16 protein-coding genes are annotated in these 17,252 nt (G+C 51.9%); 4 read left to right on the forward strand and 12 right to left on the reverse strand.

From position 1 onward, the window contains the following. Positions 1-117 precede the first annotated feature (117 nt). The 4 genes from MF6394_RS03210 to MF6394_RS03225 all read left to right on the forward strand — a co-directional run bounded on the left by MF6394_RS03210 (position 118) and on the right by MF6394_RS03225 (position 4,035). The gene (locus tag MF6394_RS03210; RefSeq protein ID WP_019818112.1) at positions 118-444 is read left to right on the forward strand and encodes a DUF2790 domain-containing protein; all 327 of its coding nucleotides are present in this window, start codon (positions 118-120) and stop codon (positions 442-444) included. Positions 445-1,233: 789 nt separating this feature from the next. After that, complete coding sequence (locus tag MF6394_RS03215; protein WP_024073372.1) at positions 1,234-1,653, forward strand: GtrA family protein; 420 nt, start codon at positions 1,234-1,236, stop codon at positions 1,651-1,653. Further along, entirely contained in the window at positions 1,619-2,602 is a 984-nt protein-coding gene (locus MF6394_RS03220; protein ID WP_024073373.1) for a glycosyltransferase family 2 protein, read from the forward strand. The genes MF6394_RS03215 and MF6394_RS03220 overlap by 35 nt, the downstream gene beginning before the upstream one ends. Further along, positions 2,596-4,035 (forward strand): ArnT family glycosyltransferase, encoded by a 1,440-nt coding sequence (locus tag MF6394_RS03225; RefSeq protein WP_019818109.1) that lies wholly within the window; start codon positions 2,596-2,598, stop codon positions 4,033-4,035. The genes MF6394_RS03220 and MF6394_RS03225 overlap by 7 nt, the downstream gene beginning before the upstream one ends. Positions 4,036-4,222: 187 nt before the next feature. Here the strand turns inward: MF6394_RS03225 and MF6394_RS03230 are convergent, their stop codons facing one another. The 12 genes from MF6394_RS03230 to pilL2 form a co-directional block, all read right to left on the reverse strand. Then, a complete protein-coding gene (locus MF6394_RS03230; RefSeq protein ID WP_019818108.1) occupies positions 4,223-4,453 on the reverse strand; it encodes a hypothetical protein in 231 nt (76 codons plus the stop codon). A 604-nt stretch (positions 4,454-5,057) separates the two neighbouring features. Next, positions 5,058-6,473, reverse strand: coding sequence for a heavy metal sensor histidine kinase (locus MF6394_RS03235; RefSeq protein WP_019818107.1), 1,416 nt, complete (start codon positions 6,471-6,473; stop codon positions 5,058-5,060). After that, the gene (locus MF6394_RS03240; protein WP_019818106.1) at positions 6,470-7,144 is read right to left on the reverse strand and encodes a heavy metal response regulator transcription factor; all 675 of its coding nucleotides are present in this window, start codon (positions 7,142-7,144) and stop codon (positions 6,470-6,472) included. The genes MF6394_RS03235 and MF6394_RS03240 overlap by 4 nt, the downstream gene beginning before the upstream one ends. A 486-nt stretch (positions 7,145-7,630) precedes the next feature. Next, positions 7,631-7,837 (reverse strand): cation transporter dimerization domain-containing protein, encoded by a 207-nt coding sequence (locus MF6394_RS35115; RefSeq protein WP_443217238.1) that lies wholly within the window; start codon positions 7,835-7,837, stop codon positions 7,631-7,633. A gap of 29 nt (positions 7,838-7,866) precedes the next feature. Beyond that, positions 7,867-8,802, reverse strand: coding sequence for an ATPase, T2SS/T4P/T4SS family (locus MF6394_RS03250; RefSeq protein ID WP_078466178.1), 936 nt, complete (start codon positions 8,800-8,802; stop codon positions 7,867-7,869). 10 nt (positions 8,803-8,812) lie between these two features. Next, positions 8,813-9,277 (reverse strand): type 4 pilus major pilin, encoded by a 465-nt coding sequence (locus tag MF6394_RS03255; protein WP_008437358.1) that lies wholly within the window; start codon positions 9,275-9,277, stop codon positions 8,813-8,815. A gap of 76 nt (positions 9,278-9,353) precedes the next feature. Beyond that, positions 9,354-10,493, reverse strand: coding sequence for a type II secretion system F family protein (locus MF6394_RS03260; RefSeq protein ID WP_019818094.1), 1,140 nt, complete (start codon positions 10,491-10,493; stop codon positions 9,354-9,356). Further along, positions 10,483-12,042: a GspE/PulE family protein gene (locus MF6394_RS03265; protein ID WP_019818093.1), complete on the reverse strand. Its 1,560-nt coding sequence runs from the start codon at positions 12,040-12,042 to the stop codon at positions 10,483-10,485. The genes MF6394_RS03260 and MF6394_RS03265 overlap by 11 nt, the downstream gene beginning before the upstream one ends. Positions 12,043-12,054: 12 nt before the next feature. Next, positions 12,055-12,627: a type IV pilus biogenesis protein PilP gene (pilP, locus tag MF6394_RS03270; RefSeq protein WP_008437355.1), complete on the reverse strand. Its 573-nt coding sequence runs from the start codon at positions 12,625-12,627 to the stop codon at positions 12,055-12,057. Next, positions 12,617-13,948: a type 4b pilus protein PilO2 gene (gene pilO2 / locus MF6394_RS03275; RefSeq protein ID WP_024073376.1), complete on the reverse strand. Its 1,332-nt coding sequence runs from the start codon at positions 13,946-13,948 to the stop codon at positions 12,617-12,619. Before pilO2 ends, pilP begins: the two co-directional genes overlap by 11 nt. Positions 13,949-13,951: 3 nt before the next feature. Beyond that, positions 13,952-15,766: a PilN family type IVB pilus formation outer membrane protein gene (gene pilN, locus MF6394_RS03280; protein WP_019818091.1), complete on the reverse strand. Its 1,815-nt coding sequence runs from the start codon at positions 15,764-15,766 to the stop codon at positions 13,952-13,954. After that, positions 15,766-16,923, reverse strand: a complete 1,158-nt coding sequence (pilL2, locus tag MF6394_RS03285) for a PFGI-1 class ICE element type IV pilus protein PilL2 (RefSeq protein ID WP_019818090.1) — start codon at positions 16,921-16,923, stop codon at positions 15,766-15,768. Before pilL2 ends, pilN begins: the two co-directional genes overlap by 1 nt. Positions 16,924-17,252 lie beyond the last annotated feature (329 nt).

The raw sequence follows: 17,252 nt of genomic DNA on the forward strand, positions 1-17,252 counted from the left end.
GGGCTTTTCATTCTGGATATTGTTGTCACCTTTCAAAATTGTAAGTTTACCGTCATGCCGGTGATGCCTGTGAGTTGATAAGGTTACTCCCAATAAGATTGATATTGAGAGGACCTTATGAAAAAGCTTATCATTGCGGCAGCCCTAGCTGTTTTGCCTATAGTTTCACAAGCTACTACGTTTTCCGAAAAGAAGCAGTTGCAATATATTCAGGAACATCAGAACGCCGTGGCTAGCTATGCGGCGAAAAATAATAAGCCAATACCAGAGATTCAGGACTACAAGTATGGAATGAAGATTGATGTTGCAAAATTTGTGCGTCAGTCCCAGGATCCCCGTACTTGCGAGGTGTATCAACGGTTGATGACCTACGAAGACTCGCGGGGTGAGCTTAATACGATTCGTTATTCTTTGTTTTCCCAATGTGTCAACAACAAAAATTGAATGCATCGATAGGATTTTTAGAGGCCATAGAAAAACGCCAGGCGATGCCTGGCGTTTTCTATGGTCCTTGACATGTTTTAACCAAAGATTGTCAGTCCTTGCCCCCCTCCCCAAAAGTAAGTCAAGTCCAGCTAAAAAATTTAGGCCGGCGAATTTGCACTCAGAAGCAGCGAATTTTGAAAAAAACTGATTTCTGTGACATCCAGGCAAAGCATGAGCACTGACTCAGTCGAAGTGCGGCTTGATAAGGGTGTTTATTGGAAAGTTTATAATTGGCTCGGGGCTTAGGCTTACTTAAAGACTTAACTCCGGATAATTGCTTTAGGTGAGTCCTCAGGCTTTGAACGAAAAACGAAAGTCGATGGTGTGGCAGCAAGTTCTGGGTCGTACTAGCTTGCTACCCAACCAAAAATAAACACTGAATATATGGGCTTAGCTCGACGACACGTACGTTTAGCAGGTTGCTTCTTGTTTAAACTGATGGGCGCTCGTGAGAAAATGGATCACTGGTTGGTAAGTTGATACTTAATTGGTGTAATTATTGGTGTCGTTACTGGTTTTCATGTTTTGAGAAAGTGCTTAATTGTCCAAGATCTAAAGTGCCATCATGTATATGCTCTTATCAGAATTGTAATCTCTGGATCATGCTAGAGTTATTTGTTCAGTTTATTATTAGGGTTTTTTGGTGTTTGTTGGGTGGCACAGCTATTGTCGAGGTGCTGCATCATTTAGTTCTGAAATTACATGCAGTTCACTTTTTTTTCACTTCGGGTTGTTTAGTCTTTGTAGATGGAAAATACAAGCATGTCGATCATAGCTTTGCTTATTCGTTATCTAGGCATTGGATTCGTAGCAACCGGGGGGCACTATTTTGTATTTCTCCTGCTTATTGTAAATGGAGTTACTGATCCAGTGTTAGCCAGCGTTGGCGGAGGCGTGATAGGCGCTATTATTAGCTATATTGGTAATAGAAGGCTCAGTTTCGTGGCGACGGGAATTTATAAGCTTCAACCTATCAGGTTTGTACTTGTCTCGTTGGCAACTAATATCGGTAATGGTGTAGGTATGTGGGTTCTGATTAAATTCAATCTCTCACCGCTTGTCTCTCAGATTTTAGTGACTTTAACCCTAACTGCGCTCGGATTCACTGCGCATCGTTTCTGGACATTCAATCATGCGGACATCACATCGGCTTTCCGAACGCGCTGACCCCTTGTTAACAATAGTGGTTCCTTGCTTTCAAGAAGAGCAAACCATTCCGGAATTTCACAAGCGCATCACCAGAGTTGTAAAGCGCCTGCCTGTTTCGTGCGAGATTCTCTATGTCGACGATGGTAGTAGCGATCAAACTGCAGACCTACTTCGACACTATCAAGATGGATCAAATGTACGATGCCTGTTCCTAAGTCGGAACTTCGGAAAAGAGGCTGCGTTAAGTGCAGGGATCGACCATGCACGCGGTAGCGCATTGATCTTCATTGATGTCGACCTTCAGGATCCACCTGAACTCATCTCGAGTATGGTATATCATTGGCAGATGGGTTACGACGTTGTGAACATGCAACGCGACTTGCGAACTGGCGACTCCTGGCTAAAACGCACGAGTGCACGTAGCTATTACTGGATCATGCAGCGCCTGGTGGAGAAAGTTGATCTTCCGGTGGATGTCAGTGACTTCCGTCTGATTGGTCCTGCTCCATTGGCCGCCTTAAGAGCGCTGGACGAACGCTCCAGAATTCTTAAGGGTTTGATCGGCTGGGTAGGCTTTCGCACCATTGAGTTACCCTACAATCGCACTTCCCGTCATGCCGGCAATACCAAGTGGAACGCCGCTAGCCTGCTGGACCTAGCCATCGAAAGTATTCTCAGCTTCTCCCGCAAGCCGCTTCGTATATTCAGTCTCATTAGCTTCAGTTTCTTTGTCTCCAGCATCTGCTACCTGCTCGCAGTACTGGTAGCAGGCTCCTTTGACATCCATCACCTGCTTGTCGGAATTGCTTCATTCATGTGCGTGGGTGTTGCACTGGTGGGCGAGTACGTAGGCGTAACGCTCGCGGAGGTCAAACGCCGCCCCCTTTATTTTCTAAATAGTAATAATGAAGCGCGACCCATGACTATTCATCCTCCGGCTTCCTCACTCGAGGGTAAGAAATGCTGAATTTGAAAAGCGAGCGAACATTGTGGTTCATCCTGAGTTCGATTCTGCTTTTGCGTCTCCTGGGGCTGGGCGTATATCCCCTGATGGATACCTCTGAAGCACGCTACGCTGAAATGGCACGCAAGATGGTTGAACTGAGTGACTGGGTGACTCCGATGTTCGATTACGGAGTTCCATTTTGGGGCAAGCCACCGCTGTCTTTCTGGACCCAAGCGGCGAGCATGACGGTATTCGGCACCAATGAGTTTGCTGCTCGATTCCCAGCCTGGTTTCTCCACTTGGCAAGCTGCTTCATCATCATCAGGCTCGCGACACAGGAGGTATCGCGCAAGGCGGGCATTTGGGCAGCCATCATCTTTTCCGGCACGGCGCTGGGCTTGGTGTCCAGTGGTGTTGTGCTGACTGACCCCGTTTTATCGTTCTCGATCCTGTTGGCCAGCTATGGTTTCTGGCGTTGGATGAAGTGCGCAGGCAAAGGGGATGCCTACCTTATGTTCTTAGCTCTCGGCTTGGGCCTGCTTGCTAAAGGGCCACTGACCTTGGTACTGATGGGCGCGCCAGCATTTTTTTGGATCGTCATCTACAAGCAATGGAATCGGGTATTGAGGCTTCCTTGGGTAACGGGGATTGCTCTCATGTTAGGTATATCAGTGCCTTGGTACATTGCAGCCGAAATGAAGACGCCGGGTTTCCTTGAGTATTTTTTTGTCGGCGAGCACTGGAGCCGATATGTTGTAAGTGATTGGGCCGGGGATCTCTACGGGAGTGCTCACGCCAAGCCCTACGGCACCATATGGATTCAGCTTGGCTTAGCGTTGCTTCCTTGGACTTTCTTTCTACCCCTCGTTATTAGCAGGCGTGGGACGATGCAGCGCTTCGATGTATACCTTTGGCTTTGGGCATTGGCGACACCTGTTTTCTTTACTTTCTCTGGTAACATTCTCTGGACCTATCTTCTTCCTGCTCTGCCTGCATGGACGCTACTCCTTGCCGAATGTATCAGCGAAGTGGGCAGAAAGACTGCTTGGGCTGCTGCAGCGAGCGCTCTGATGCTGCCAGTCGCGGGCGCCGGTATTATCTATAACGGTGTGCTTGAGGATCGTCCTCAGAACCAGCGAGATTTAGTGCAGGCCTGGCTGGATGTGCAGTCGTCTCAATCGGGCCCCCTGATTTATCCTGGCCGCCGCTCGTATTCGTCGGAGTTTTATAGCCGGGGAATGTCCAAAAGCATCAAAGATCCTGACAAGTGGCCTCGCGACAGATCGTTCTACCTTTCCAGGCGTTTGCGCGACAGCGATTCTGATCTACCTGTAGACGTTGGTTGCAAAATAATCACTGAAACGAACGCGAGCCAACTGCTTCTATGCCGCTGGAAGGACACTGCACAGGATGGTGAAAATATTCTAGGAGATAGTGCTACTGGCTCCCGTTGAAAGTAAGAGCCCGGCGAAGAGAGTATTTAAATTTCTAGCTGCTTTTCAGTTTAAAGTGAATAATCCATCTCAGGATTTATCTTTGATGCTGAAAAATTATTTAATAAGTACAATTAGGGAGAGGTTGCTAAAAAGCCAGATATTAATCTGGCTTTTTGTCGATGGCTTTGATCGTGTTAATTGTTTTTTACTGTCTCTTAGTTGTCGACTTGCTGCTAATGCCCTTAGGTTCTTTCTGTTTTTCTTGAGCAATTTTCTGCTTACTTTTCTCCGATACATCAGGACCCCATAGACGAGCTTGCTCGGCTCGGAAGTTATCTTTGAAATTTTTGGTTCGCTCGAAACCGTCTTCAGCAAAAGCGGAACTCATAAATCCAGTCAGTACGATACCAATAGAGAGGAGTTTTATGAATTTCATTGTGCCCTCGATGTTTACTAGGTCTGCTTAACTAGCAGCCTTTGTGGTTTGATAGTTTAGGATTTTGAAGCTAACAGCAGGGTGAGGGAATCATTACAATTTCGTAATTTATGCGTTTGGTGAAACGGTATAAATTTTGTGTTTGTGAAAGCTCCGAAGCAGGCTATTTTTCTTTCATAACCTTTAATGTGATATCTAAGCCATTGATGTTTTTGGATTTTTTGCCACTAGTGGAAGCTAGCCATAAACGATCTAAAGACTGTGTAGCAGCGATTGGATATTTTTGTTTACGCATCGAAGCTAACGGCTAGATTAGCTGGCATCTCAAATGCGGCGCCGTTGGCGGTTAGTCAAACTGGCTGTCGAATTTTTTTGACTCCGTCTGTGGTTCACTCAGAGGGGCGTGAAAGAGTTTAAGGCGGGGGGGGGGGGGCGTGCCGATAAGGTCGCGTTATATGTGGCTGCTCGCCATATTTTCGGGTAGGGCTGCCTTCCCCTCTAGACGTCGAGCTAAAGACCAAAACAATACGGCAGCCCTCAGGCATTAAAGCTTTCAAGTAAAAAAGAGAGCTCTTCTAAAATCGGCCCCCTCCATATACGGGACCTAGGCTGCGCCCATTTGCGTTTGCTTCATTTGGGTGTCGGGAAAGTTGAGGTGAAACCAGGTAAAATTCTGATCAGTCACTTCTACGCTCGCAGAACCCTGATGCAATCCCATAATTGACTGTACTATAGCTAGGCCCAGACCCGTACCACCTTCATTTCGTGCTCGGCTTTTGTCTACACGGTAGAACCGCTCGAACAAATGCACCTGGTGTTCCTTGGCGATTCCGCGCCCCGGGTTACCAACACTCAAGGTAGTTCCGTTAGCACCGCGTTGAACTTTCACGTAAACCGTCCGGCCTCTTGGGCAGTAGCGAATCGCGTTCGAGACAAGGTTCGAGATGGCTCGTTGAATCATTATCTGATTGCCACGCACCACGCCATTTCCTGTGAGCTGGAGTTGTATTTCGCCTTCTTCGGCCGTAATGCTGAAGAGGTCGCAGACCCGCTGAATTTCGTCGAGCAAACAGACATTTTCGAATTCTACCATTGACGCGGGGTGGCTGACCTGGGCTAGAAATAGCATGTCGGAAACCATTCGACTCATGCGGTCCAACTCTTCCGTGCACGACTCCAAGACTTCTCGGTACTCAGGAAGAGACCTTTCCCGGGTCAGCGCAACCTGAGCCTTACCCATGAGATTGGACAAAGGTGCACGCAGTTCGTGAGCAAGATCGTCCGAGAACTGCGATAGCTGCTGAACCCCATCATCTAGACGCATCAGCATGATATTGATTCCATCGCCGAGCTTCTTCAGTTCTGCCGGCATCCCCTTCGTTGGTAGGCGATGATCAAGGCTCTCGGTGGAAATTTTCGAGGCAATCCTCAAGAACTTGGTCAGAGGCAGTAGTCCTCTGCGCACAGTCCACCATCCAATGGCCAAGATCAGCAAGAGAATAAGAGGCGAGACCATCAGCGCCCAGGTTAGCAATGCATCGAGCAGGGCTTGGTTGGCTGACTGGTCCATGGTCATGAACACACTAACTTCGGTTCCATCGCCTAGATTCATTACTCGCGAAGCGCTAAGTAGCGGGCGACCCGTGGAGTCACGCCACTCGTGCTGTTTAACCTGCTCGGTTGGCTTGAACTTGTGCACTTCCAGGTTGACTGCCTTCGAACCTATTGAGAGCAGTGGAGTTTGCGTTTGTCCTGACTCAAAGATGCTGACGTACAGATTATTGTGCCCCATGACCAAGTCAACTAGCTGGTGCGCGTCTGGATTGACATCAGCGATACTAGTGATAGCGGATAGGTTGTGAGTCATACCCGCCATTTTCACTTCGAGGTCCATTCGGGAGTTTCTCTCGAGAGCTTGGCTCACCATCACATACCCAAAGGTGGCGAAAAGGAGGAGCAGCGCTGCGCTCATCAAACCGACTTTGAATCCCAGCTTCACAGCCAGACTGAACGGCCTCATGCGCGCTCCTCCAGAACGTACCCTATGCCTCGAAGTTTATGTATGAGCTTGGTCTCAAATGGATCATCGATCTTCGAGCGTAATCGCCGGATAGAGACGTCAATAACGTTATTATCGCAGTCAAAGTTCATGTCCCATATCAGCCAGATGCTCTGAGAGCGTGTAAGTGCTTTGCCAGCTCGACTAATGAGAAGGTGCAGGAGAGCAAATTTCTTGGTGTTGAGGTCTATGCGTGTAGATCCACGGAACACCCGATGGCGCACAGAGTCGAGCTCTACATCCGAAATTCTCAGCGCGTTTTTCTCAAAAAGCTCGTCGCCACGTCTTTGCAGCGAGCGCATGCGAGCAAGCAGCTCGGGAAACTCGAAGGGCTTGACGAGGTAGTCATCTGCGCCACCGTCCAAACCCTTGAGCTTGTCGTTGGTTCGTCCCCAGGCAGTCAGCATAATGACGCGGACCCGGCTGGTTTCTCTAATGACTTCCAAAAGGTCCAAGCCATTGATGTCAGGGAGGTTCACATCGAGAAGCAGAAACGAATAAATATTAGTATTGAATAAGTGAGCGGCATCAACACCATTGTTTGCTATATTTACGATGTACCCGCTTTCAGAAAGGCCCTGCTGAAGGTATTCTACGTTTTTGGTTTCGTCTTCCACAACTAGAACGCGCATAACTTATCTCAGGATGTGAGTAAAATAATAGTCCAATCGGCCGCCAGTGTGGTTATACGCTGATTGGTAGTACTGCTGTGTGCTTGGTGTTTAATTTCATTATTTATTTTCATGCGCATTACATTAACTCAATAATAACTGATCCTAGCGCGAATTGGCTAAATGCGCGTAAGCTTTGCAAATTTGTAATTTTTGCGCAATATTATTGATAGTTATGATAAATTGATTGTTTGGAATAATCGAGAATCTGTCAATGGTAAGGTTTTTAAGGCCAAAGCTGGCGGATGCCTTCAGTGCGCGTAGCAGGCGAATCTGCCTGAAGGCTCCTTTAATATTGGCCGCCGGTCAACTCGATTAGTCGTTAAATTTAGAGGTGGCAGTAATGCATATTTAAAAGCGCGTATAGTCTTGGGGAACGCATCTTAAGTCGATTTTTCTTAGGGCTTCTGCCTGCAAATACAACAATTAGCGTCATCAAAAAAACGACTAGTGTGAAGGCTTCGGAGCATTATCATGAAAGGCTGCTTGCTCCATTTGAATCGTGCAGTGATGAATTTCGAACGATTTACTCACCGCGTCAATGACTGATGCGAGAATAACATCTCGATTTAATGAATCTCGCACGACTACGTGCGACGTCAGGATATTGCGGCCACTACTTAGAGCCCAAACATGCAGATCATGGACCTCCATGACCCCATCTACTCCAAGTATCAGGGACTCTATTTCCGCAATATTGAGATTGTCGGGTACCCCATGTCGTGATCGAGCATCGTGATCTTTCCTGCATGGACTTTCTCTCGGATGCCCGGTCCGTCATCGCCTGTGAAAAGCAGGCTCTGCAGGGTTAATCGACGACTTCCTTCGTTGCCACTTGATAAGGACTGGTGAAGAACAGCCACCAACCCCTTGGAGAGCAGCTCTCGGGCGTTATTGAGTAACGGCTGAGCCAGGGCTGATATACGTTCAATGCCTTGAGTAACGCTGCCGGCATGACCTGTGCTGATAATGAGATGGCCATTGATCGAGGCTTGAATTACTTGTGCTGCTGTCGAGCTGTCGCGAATTTCTCCCACGAACAGGAAATCGGCTCTTGTGCGCAGCGCTAGGATCAAAGCTTCCTCGTATCCCCCCATCCGGCGAGAGACCGGAACTTGAATGCAGCGCCCACTCCCATGCCTGCCATTCAAAAATGGTTCTGGAGGATCCTCTACAGCCACACAAATGCCTCCCCAGGCCTCGAGACGTGCTTTCACCAGTGATGCAGCACTTGAGGTTTTCCCTGTGCCCATTTCCCCACAAATAAATATCAGGCCGCGTACCGTGTCGCTCATCAGCGCGTCCTGCAGATAGTCGGGCAGACCCAGCATGTCCAATGGACGGATCTGGACTGAGGATTTGCTTACGACAAACACAGGCTTGCCATTCAAATCCAGCAACTGGGTTACACGAAGGACGACGCCATCTTCAATTAGGGCGAACTCTGGATCCTGGGTTGCCTTGTGCTTTTCCTCGCACTGCGCCCGTAAGCGCTCAAGGTCTGCCCGCCATTCGGCGGGCGCTTCAACCCTTCGTGCCTGCCCAGGGAGACCTTTGGCGTCGGCAAATCCATCGCCGAGGTACAGGTCGACGAATTCAGCATCAGAGATCACGCTCACACTGAGTTCCTTAGTACGAAGTCCAAGCGATGGTATTGGCGTCCGAGGAGCAGCTGGTCGCAGCTGCCACCGCAGTGATTTCGCCGGCAATTGCAGTGCCGCCATTGATCGCCGTCGTTGTCTGTTTGTCCTTGGCCATGTTCGAGGCAAGGGTGATGCAGGCATTTTTCGGAAGGTTGGATTCTGTGATGGTGAAGGTCATGCCGTTGCTCATTACGGTCACTGCGCCGTTCCAGCGGTTGGACAGGGCATTACCGTTGATGCTCATGCCGCCAGTTGCCTCGAGGTTGATCAAAGAAGGCGCCAAGTTGGTGCCTGCCGTGGCGTAGCCCGTGGTGCTTTTCAGTCGTTTGGTATTGCTCAGCAACGTGCCGAGATTGCTCTGTTCAATGGTGACGTCCGAGCTGCCGAACGTTCTGTAGCCCATGAACACGATGAAACCAAGTGCCACCGCGATCAGCATCAACCAGAACATCCCGTCCAGGGAGAGAAATCCGCGTTGGTTGTTTTGAGTGTTTGTTGGCATTTCCAGTACCTCATTTAGGTTTGATTTAAAGCGTTGCAGTCACATTGCCGGCCAACTGGAAGATCCCGACCACTACCAGAATCATCATGACCCCCATGGCCATGGAGGACATGCCGATAAGAGATTTGGCGATGGCTTCGACGCGCTGAAGCGTTTGCTCCAGCCACCGGTTGGAAAACCGTTCCATCGACTCAGCGAAGCCTTTGCGGGTGGCGAGCACTTCCAGAAAATGCATCGCCATGGGGTCTGGGAATTGATGACCCGCAAGCTTCAATGCGGTACCGAAGTTTTTGCCGGCGCTCACTCCGTAATGAATGGCGCTCAGGCGCTCTTTCAACCATGGAGAGGCATTGCGTTGAAGAGAGGTCAGCGCATCTAGTTGGTTGATGCCGGAGCGCAGCATCACAGCCATGTTGAGCAGAAAGATCGATCCGTGGAGCGCCTTGTAGACTGACCAAGGCGGGAGCCTCTCTGCTCGGACTCGCAGGACCTGGAGCAGCTTGTTCAACTGCAGCTTCCACGAAGGGCTGGCGGCCGTAATCTGAAGGCCGCAAAACACGGGTAGAGTGATGATCGATATGAGGATAAAGACGATTACAGCTATCAGCGTCACTAGCCCGTAGTGGGTCACGAAATTCGATAGGGCATAGAGGAAGGCCGGCACGCCGGTCCACGCCTCGGGGTTGGAGCGTCGTGTCATGGAGGGCACCATCCACACTGCAATCACATACAGCAACGCCGCCATGACGCTCCACACCATGGAGGGGAAAACGGTGGCGGACGCTACGAGTTTGCTGATCCGCTGACGTACTTCGATGATCCTCACGCAGTCCCGAAATGCCTGCACCAGGTTGCCGGTGTCTTCCCCGGAAGCGATCAAAGAGTTCTCGTCATAGGGAACCCAGCCTTCGCAGGAAATGCTCAGCGATTTCCCACCTTTTACCGATTGCGCGATATCCCTGCAGGCAAGGGACACTGGATGGAGCTTCTGCCCGTTATCGCTGAATGCTCTGGCCACCGTGTGCAGTGCGTCTTCAAGCGACACACCATCCTCAAGGATGCCCATCAGGCTCTCGTAGAACTGGATTCTTTCGTTTTTGCCAAACTGCTTGGCATAGAAGGTCTCTGCCCAACGATTCAGCATCGCTCTGACGTCACTCAGCATGAGCGAGCTCCAGGATTTGCCGGTCAAAGTCCAACGGCCCCACCGTCATTTCGGCGTGGCGGGGGTCTACTAATCCTTGTTTCAGTTTGATGATCGTGTGTGCGGTCTTGGTAATACCGCCCATTTCCTTGACCCAGTGGCGACGTGCCGCACTTGCACCCTGCCCATTGAAAACGCGCATGAATTCAAGGTCGGTGAGCAAAGTTTCCGCAACCACCGTGCGACCGGTGATGCCCAAGCCTTTGCAATGCGGGCATCCCGGTCCTTTGAGGTAGGTCTCATCAATCGCTTCCAAATCGCGCAAGTGCTGCACCAGCGCACTGTTGAGCTGCCCGAGATGCTCGCGTGCGGGGACGCGGCAGTGGGAACACAGCACGGGCAAGAGGGATTGATTGACCACGCTTGTCATCAGTGCAGGATCAGTAACCAGGTGTCGGTCTACACCCATGTCGATCAGTCGTTGAAGAGCTGCTACAGCGTTGTTGGTGTGCAGTGTCGTCAGCACCAGGTGACCAGTCATACCGCCGCGGAAAGCCGCTTGTGCTGATGCAAGGTCCCGGATCTCCCCATACATGAGAATGTCAGGGTCGAGTCGCATGGAATTGGTGATCCCGTCATTCCAGGTTTCACCGGCGCCCAGCGGTGACTGATTGGCGAGAAGTGGATATTCAGGTGGATCTTCCATCGTCAGAATGTGTTTTGTTCCACCGCACTCTTCGTGCAAGAGGTTCAGGTTTACCTGCAGCGACTTCGATTTGCCGGAACCGGTGGGTCCAGTGATCAGGTTCACCCCATAAGGCAAGCTGCGGATGCGGCTGAATGCATCAATTTGCTGCGTCAGGAAACCGAGATCACTAAGCGTCATTTTGGTTTTGTCGTCATACAGCAGACGCAAAACCATCAGAGGGCCATCTACGAGCGGCCGAGTGGCGACTCGGGCACCGAACAAACCGAGTTGGTCGACATAGGCGCGTTTTACCCTGGCGTCCTGGCTCACCTGCGGCTGGTAGTGGTCTTTCGCGACATCGCACATGCTGTTGTAGAGGGACGAGCAGAGCTCCATGCCCACCTGGCTCTGGTGCTGTTCTGCCTCCCACAAGAGCCCGTGGATGCGAAAGAAGATTCGAGTGATATCGTGACCTACGACAAAGTGGACGTCGCTGGCATTGCGCCGGTGGGCTTCTCCTAAAAGCTGCACCACCTGGGCCTGGCGCTTCGTCTCAGTCGCCGATAGTGCTTTACCATTTGCATCATCATTGGCGCGGTAGAGTGCCTTGATTGTGCTCATCGAGCAGACCTTGACCTCAAAGTGGTGATTTTCGTGTTCCAGCTGGTCCTCGAATGCCATGACATAGGCATCCGTTTGGTGTTGGGCTGACACATACAAAATCCCATCGCTGGTCAACGCACATAGTTGACGCAGCTCGGGTTTCAGCTCAAACGGTCCACCAGGGGCCGTCAGCAGTATTTGGTGCGACGTCAGTAGGACTGCAGCAGACTCATCACTGTCAGGCTCTATGACATCTGGTTTTTCAGTCAGGATCGTCATCGAACTTCTCAATCAACGTTGGCCAGGGATCAGCCCAGGCGGCATAGGTGCTGATGGGGTAATGCTGGGGGCTGAATTGTTAACGTTGCTCAAGCTGGCCGGGGGCGTACTGGAAAAGCCGAGGGGGTAGCGCTTACCGCCACGCTCGAGGGTCACGTTTTCGACGGAGAGGATGGCCATGCGATAGCCACCGGGTAACTCCCGAGATGAGGCATCTGCGTCTACTTCAAATCCGCTGCTGTAGAGCAGAGTCGCACGCAGCCGTTTTGCTGAGCCGAATACCGCTTTCACGACAGGCAAGTCAGACTGTGTATCACTGCTGTGCGCCGAGGCTGCAGCCGGCTGTGTGAGGTTTCCTTGAGAAAAAAACACAGTTGACGGCTGCGTCGTCGCACTTTGGTCTTCGCCCTTGATCGATCTTTCGGCCTTGGCCTTCTCGGCTTTGGCATTCAACAAGATCGTCTGGCTTTGAATCTGGGCCAGCTCGCCGACGTTCACCCCAGATAGGGTGTTCTCATCTGCCCAGCTCGATGGTGCCCCTAACGCAAGGATGGAGCACAAAAAGCACAGCGCTTTATTTCGCATATAGGTCACCTATTACTGACCAGACAAGGTGGCCGGTCTCATATTTGGTTGTGATTTCGCGCAGCCGTAAGCCCTGACTGGGTGCGCCGGATAATGAGTCCAGCGGCGTAATGCCAGTGGCATAGCTCAGCTCGAATTGCTTCCATTGAGGCGGTGGGGGCGGCGGTGGCGCAGGTTGGCCCGGTATCGCTGGTTGAATGGGCACAACGACCGGCACTTCTTTCAGCACTGGGGTTTGAGTGAAGCTGTGCAGCCAAGACGACAGGTTCGCCAACATCACGATGGCGTCTTTTAGAGGCTCATCACCGGCTGCGGGTAGAGAGATGTCGAATTTCAACGTGGCCGAGTTGCCCTCGTCAAAGAAGGCCGGCCGATCAGAAAAGTGGCCCTGCGTCGCCTGTATCAGTTTGTCGGCCGTGCTATTGCCCGAGCGCTTATAGGAGGACAAAACCTGTGCGCCGTCGCAGACGGCACTCGTGAACTGCCATCCCTGAATGGACAGAGGCAACTGATAAATGACGTTGCTGCAACCCTCCAGGAAATCTGCAACAGATGGACGTTTGGCCCAAGGGTGTTCAAGCGCTTGGGGCGTCTGTTCCATACCGGATTCTTTTTGCAGTCTGGCCAACTCTGCCAGGCGTTGCTGTTCAGCCTGGAAAGCCGCCTCTTTGGCTATCTGGTCCTGATGGTTCTGCCATTGAGCCCATCCGATGATGCCGGCAGCGATCAGCACGCCAAGAACCGCCAGCTGTACAAGTTCTGGTTTGGATAGCCCAAAGACGAGTGGCCGTAGCCGGTACTCGCGTTTTAGATGCGACGGCTGAAGCAGCTCTGCCACGTCCAGTGGTTGACCGCCCATATCGAACTCTGGGGGCAGGTACTCGTTGTCGAAGTTGATCCCACGACTGCGTTGTTGCGCGACTCGGCGGCGGACCTCAGCACCAGTGCCGATCATGTCGCAGCCAGAGATCACGCCACCTTGATACACAGCAACGAGGGCATATTGGTCAATCTCGCTTTCAGTTTTCCAGGCCGCGATCCATGAGTCCCCCAGCTGTCCAGCCAGGGTGGCCGCGAGCGAGTACATCCCTTTGATGACCTCCTCGCTGCGCGCTACAAAACCTGCCTGAATAATGGCTGGTGTTCTTCTAATGGCGACAATGTCGAGGTGGTGCTCACGACCGTACTGGCGCGCTTCCTTCATGTGCCCGGTGACACTACCCAGCGGATGCCAGCGCAGACCGGTGACAAATGATTTTCCACGATACTGGAGTACCTGGACTCGAGCAGAGCGTGCATTTTTTGAGGTTTCCGCAACCATGGCTTACCCCTTGGAACCTGTGCAATGCAGCAGTGGGGTAGGGCAAGAGCCCCAAGGCTCGTTGGCAGCAGGTGAAATCACCGCGCTGGGGCTGCCTGTGTCGCTATCAACAACAGGAGTAATCAGCACTACGAGTACGCTGTGCCCTGTGGTGCGGACACGGCTGCCGCCCAAACCGAAGAATCCAGGATCCCCTACGCCAGACTTGGTTGCGTTTTCGCTGTTCTCCTCAAAACCAGTCAGTACGAGGGTTTGACCGCTGCGCAATTTGACCTTGGGCGACAGATTCTTGGTGTCGTAATCCGCTGTCTGGACACTGGAGCCGTTGCTCGTAAAAGTGGTGAAGGTCGGTTTGCTACTCATGCTCAGGGTGATCATCAGCAACATGTTGTCCTGGTCGATGATTCGAGGGAGCAACATCATGTTGAAGCCGCTGGTGATAGTCGCGGGGGTGAGCGAAGTAGACGATCCAACGGAAGCCGTAGTGGTTGTCGAGCTTGATGCGACATAGCTCTTTACGTTGCCGATCTGGATGGGTGCCGGCTGCAGATTCAGCGTGGTGACCGACGGCGAGCGAACGTTCGAGATTCGGCCCTGTTCGGAAAGTGCTTTGATGATTAAGTTGGAGCCAGCCCAAGGAGACTTCGACGTGTCCAAAATACTCAACGAGCCCGACACCGCGCCCGTGCTTATGCCGGTGGTGGCATTCTTCAGCGAAAAGCCCCATTTGTTGCTCAAGGACGTATAGACAGCCGTCCAGTCCAGGCCGGTCTGGTCTGTGTCGGTGAGAGTTACCTCGAAAACTTTGACGTTGAACAACACCTGACGGGTGATACTGCTGTTGATCGAATTCAGGTATTTAGCAACGTTTGAGAGTACTTCTGGTCGATCACTTACCGTCAGGGTGCCAGTGGAACGCGAGAGGAACATCCGACCTTGGGGCTGTTGGCTCAGCATCGCCTTGACGTTTTTTTCAATGTCTCCGATCAGCGAGGTCTTGATGGTAACGGTGGTGCTCTGGTTGCTGCCTGATTCACCCGATGCACCTGTCGACGAAGATCCGCCGCCACCACCACCGGAACTGCTCCCGCTGCCTGTAGCGGTCAGCAAGCCCGACTTCACTGTGCTTTCAATGACCTGGTCATCACCAAATGCCCAGACGTCGAACGTCTTGGTGTCGAAGTAAGTGACATGCACGCTTCGATCATCGGAGGAATAATTCCACGCTAAGCCCAACTGGGAGGTCGCTTGATTCAACAACCCTGACAGCTTGCCGCTGTACTTAATGGGGAATGTGTTGGGTGCAGTCAGCCCAATCGAATTCATTGAGCGGGCGTTGCTCGGAACATTGCCGATGACGCCGGCGGGCATGAAGTTGGTCAGGTTGTCGGCAGAGCCCAAACCAGGTGGAACTGCAGGTCCTGAGTTGCCCTGCGTCGAACTGGAAAGGACACTTGGGTCGATTGCGTCAGGGGCTACGATGACCGGTACACCACATTCACTAGTGATGTACTGCGCGATCTCAGCGATCCCAACGTTATATGAGGGGCGATAGGTGATGTCGCAATCCATGGTCAGCGGTAAACCACGCTTGGCGACCAGCGGTTTTTTGGACACCCATGGTTTGTCGCTGAACACCACCGTAGCGCGCGCGGACTCTTGCTGCTGATTTCTCAGAAATCGGCTGTATTGAGAGGCTGTCGCAGCGTCATTTTCAGCTCGGCTGGCCGATTCATTCACACGCTGCAGCGAACAGGAACTCACCAGTGCGACGATAAGTGACAAGGCTGTGCTTTTGATCCAGAGACGAGCAGTCATCATTTGTTCCTCTCTGTAATAAAAATCAGCCGCTGTGAGGAGTTACTGTCGACCACATCGACCAGAAAGGACCGTGGAGCCGAGTCGTAGAGAGGGAAAATCGACCCAATGGCTTCTTGGAAACTGCCCTCAAATCGAAGTGGAGCGTCAATTGAGTAATCCAAATCATCGACCTGCCACATCAGTTTCCAGCCCGCTTTTTCAGCCCAGCCTTCGACGGTTTGACGAAGGGTTGAGCCAGTTGAAGCCGTCCATGTCTGGGCCAGCGGCTTCGGCGCTGCAATGTCCGTCGCAACCGGCTTTGGCGCTGCAGAAACTGCGGACGGCGCGGTGACCAGTTTCGGAGTTGAAGCGGCCTTGGCATCTGGGTTGCTGGACGAAGTCGAGGCCGGACTCTGAGTCGGCAAGGCAGACGTTTGTTTTGTAGAGCCATCCTTGGTAATCACCGTAGGAGGGGCCACGGTTTTGGCTGGTGCAGCGTTCGCCACAGGGGTAGCGGCTGATGCCGTTGTTGTGAAAGGCGCTGTTTGGGGAACGGCGGCGACTACTACTTGGCTGCCCGCATCATTGTTATTGCTCTTCGCTGCGATAGGCTGTGCAGCTGTCGATGTGTTGAGTTGAGCAATCTGAGTTGATGCAGGACGTGGAGAGTCCGGGAGCTGGTAGCCAGGGCGCAGGACGTAGCACACCTGACGGTTGACCTCGTCGACCTTCACCTGCCAGGCCGGACCTGCGAGCACCTGCAGGGTGTTACGCAGGGTCATAGGGCCAAGTTTATATTGGGCTGCTGGGAGTGGTCGGGTGTAAAGGATGTTGACGTGGCCAGAGTCTGCCGAGCAAAGCGTATAACCTGAACGGTCCACCACGTACTGCATGGCCTCATGCACATTTGGGTGCATGTTGGCTGGAATGCTGATGTCGATAATCTGAGCCATCAGGTCACGTTGGCCAGAATCTGGCAGCGTGCTGACGAGGGTGTAGCGGCCATAGCGCACTACTGGTTCTTTTTCAGGAACGGCGCCGCCAGGATAGAGGTCTGGCGTCAACATGTCCGGATTGCGACTGCTGTCGAAAGCGGGCTTGGGTGTCTGCGCCGTTTGGGTCGTGCAACTGGCGATTAACGCTAGAAGCGAGAGCGTGGTGACGTGCCTGATCATGTGCCGAGAGGCCCCCTGTAATGATAGGGGAACGGTGACAGGCTGGTACCAGCTGCGCAGTAGGAAATAGAAAACTACGTCTATAGGTATTTATAGGCTATACAAAGATGACGCGACCGAGGTGGAAAATTACCTAGTATCTGATCACCCATTTCCATTCACGCTGAGCATTCATTTGCATTCACGCTGACCACTCAATTGCATTCGACCTGACCAGCTATCCTGCCATTACGCCTAGAGTAATGAATCCAAAATCGCGTTCAGCGAACATCCATTCGAACATCAAATCTCCGTCCGCGTGCTGAGGCGATTGTTAATCCCTCCTGGTC

Origin of the sequence: Pseudomonas sp. MF6394, assembly GCF_002018845.1 — a bacterium.
Taxonomy (GTDB): Bacteria; Pseudomonadota; Gammaproteobacteria; order Pseudomonadales; family Pseudomonadaceae; genus Aquipseudomonas; species Aquipseudomonas lactis.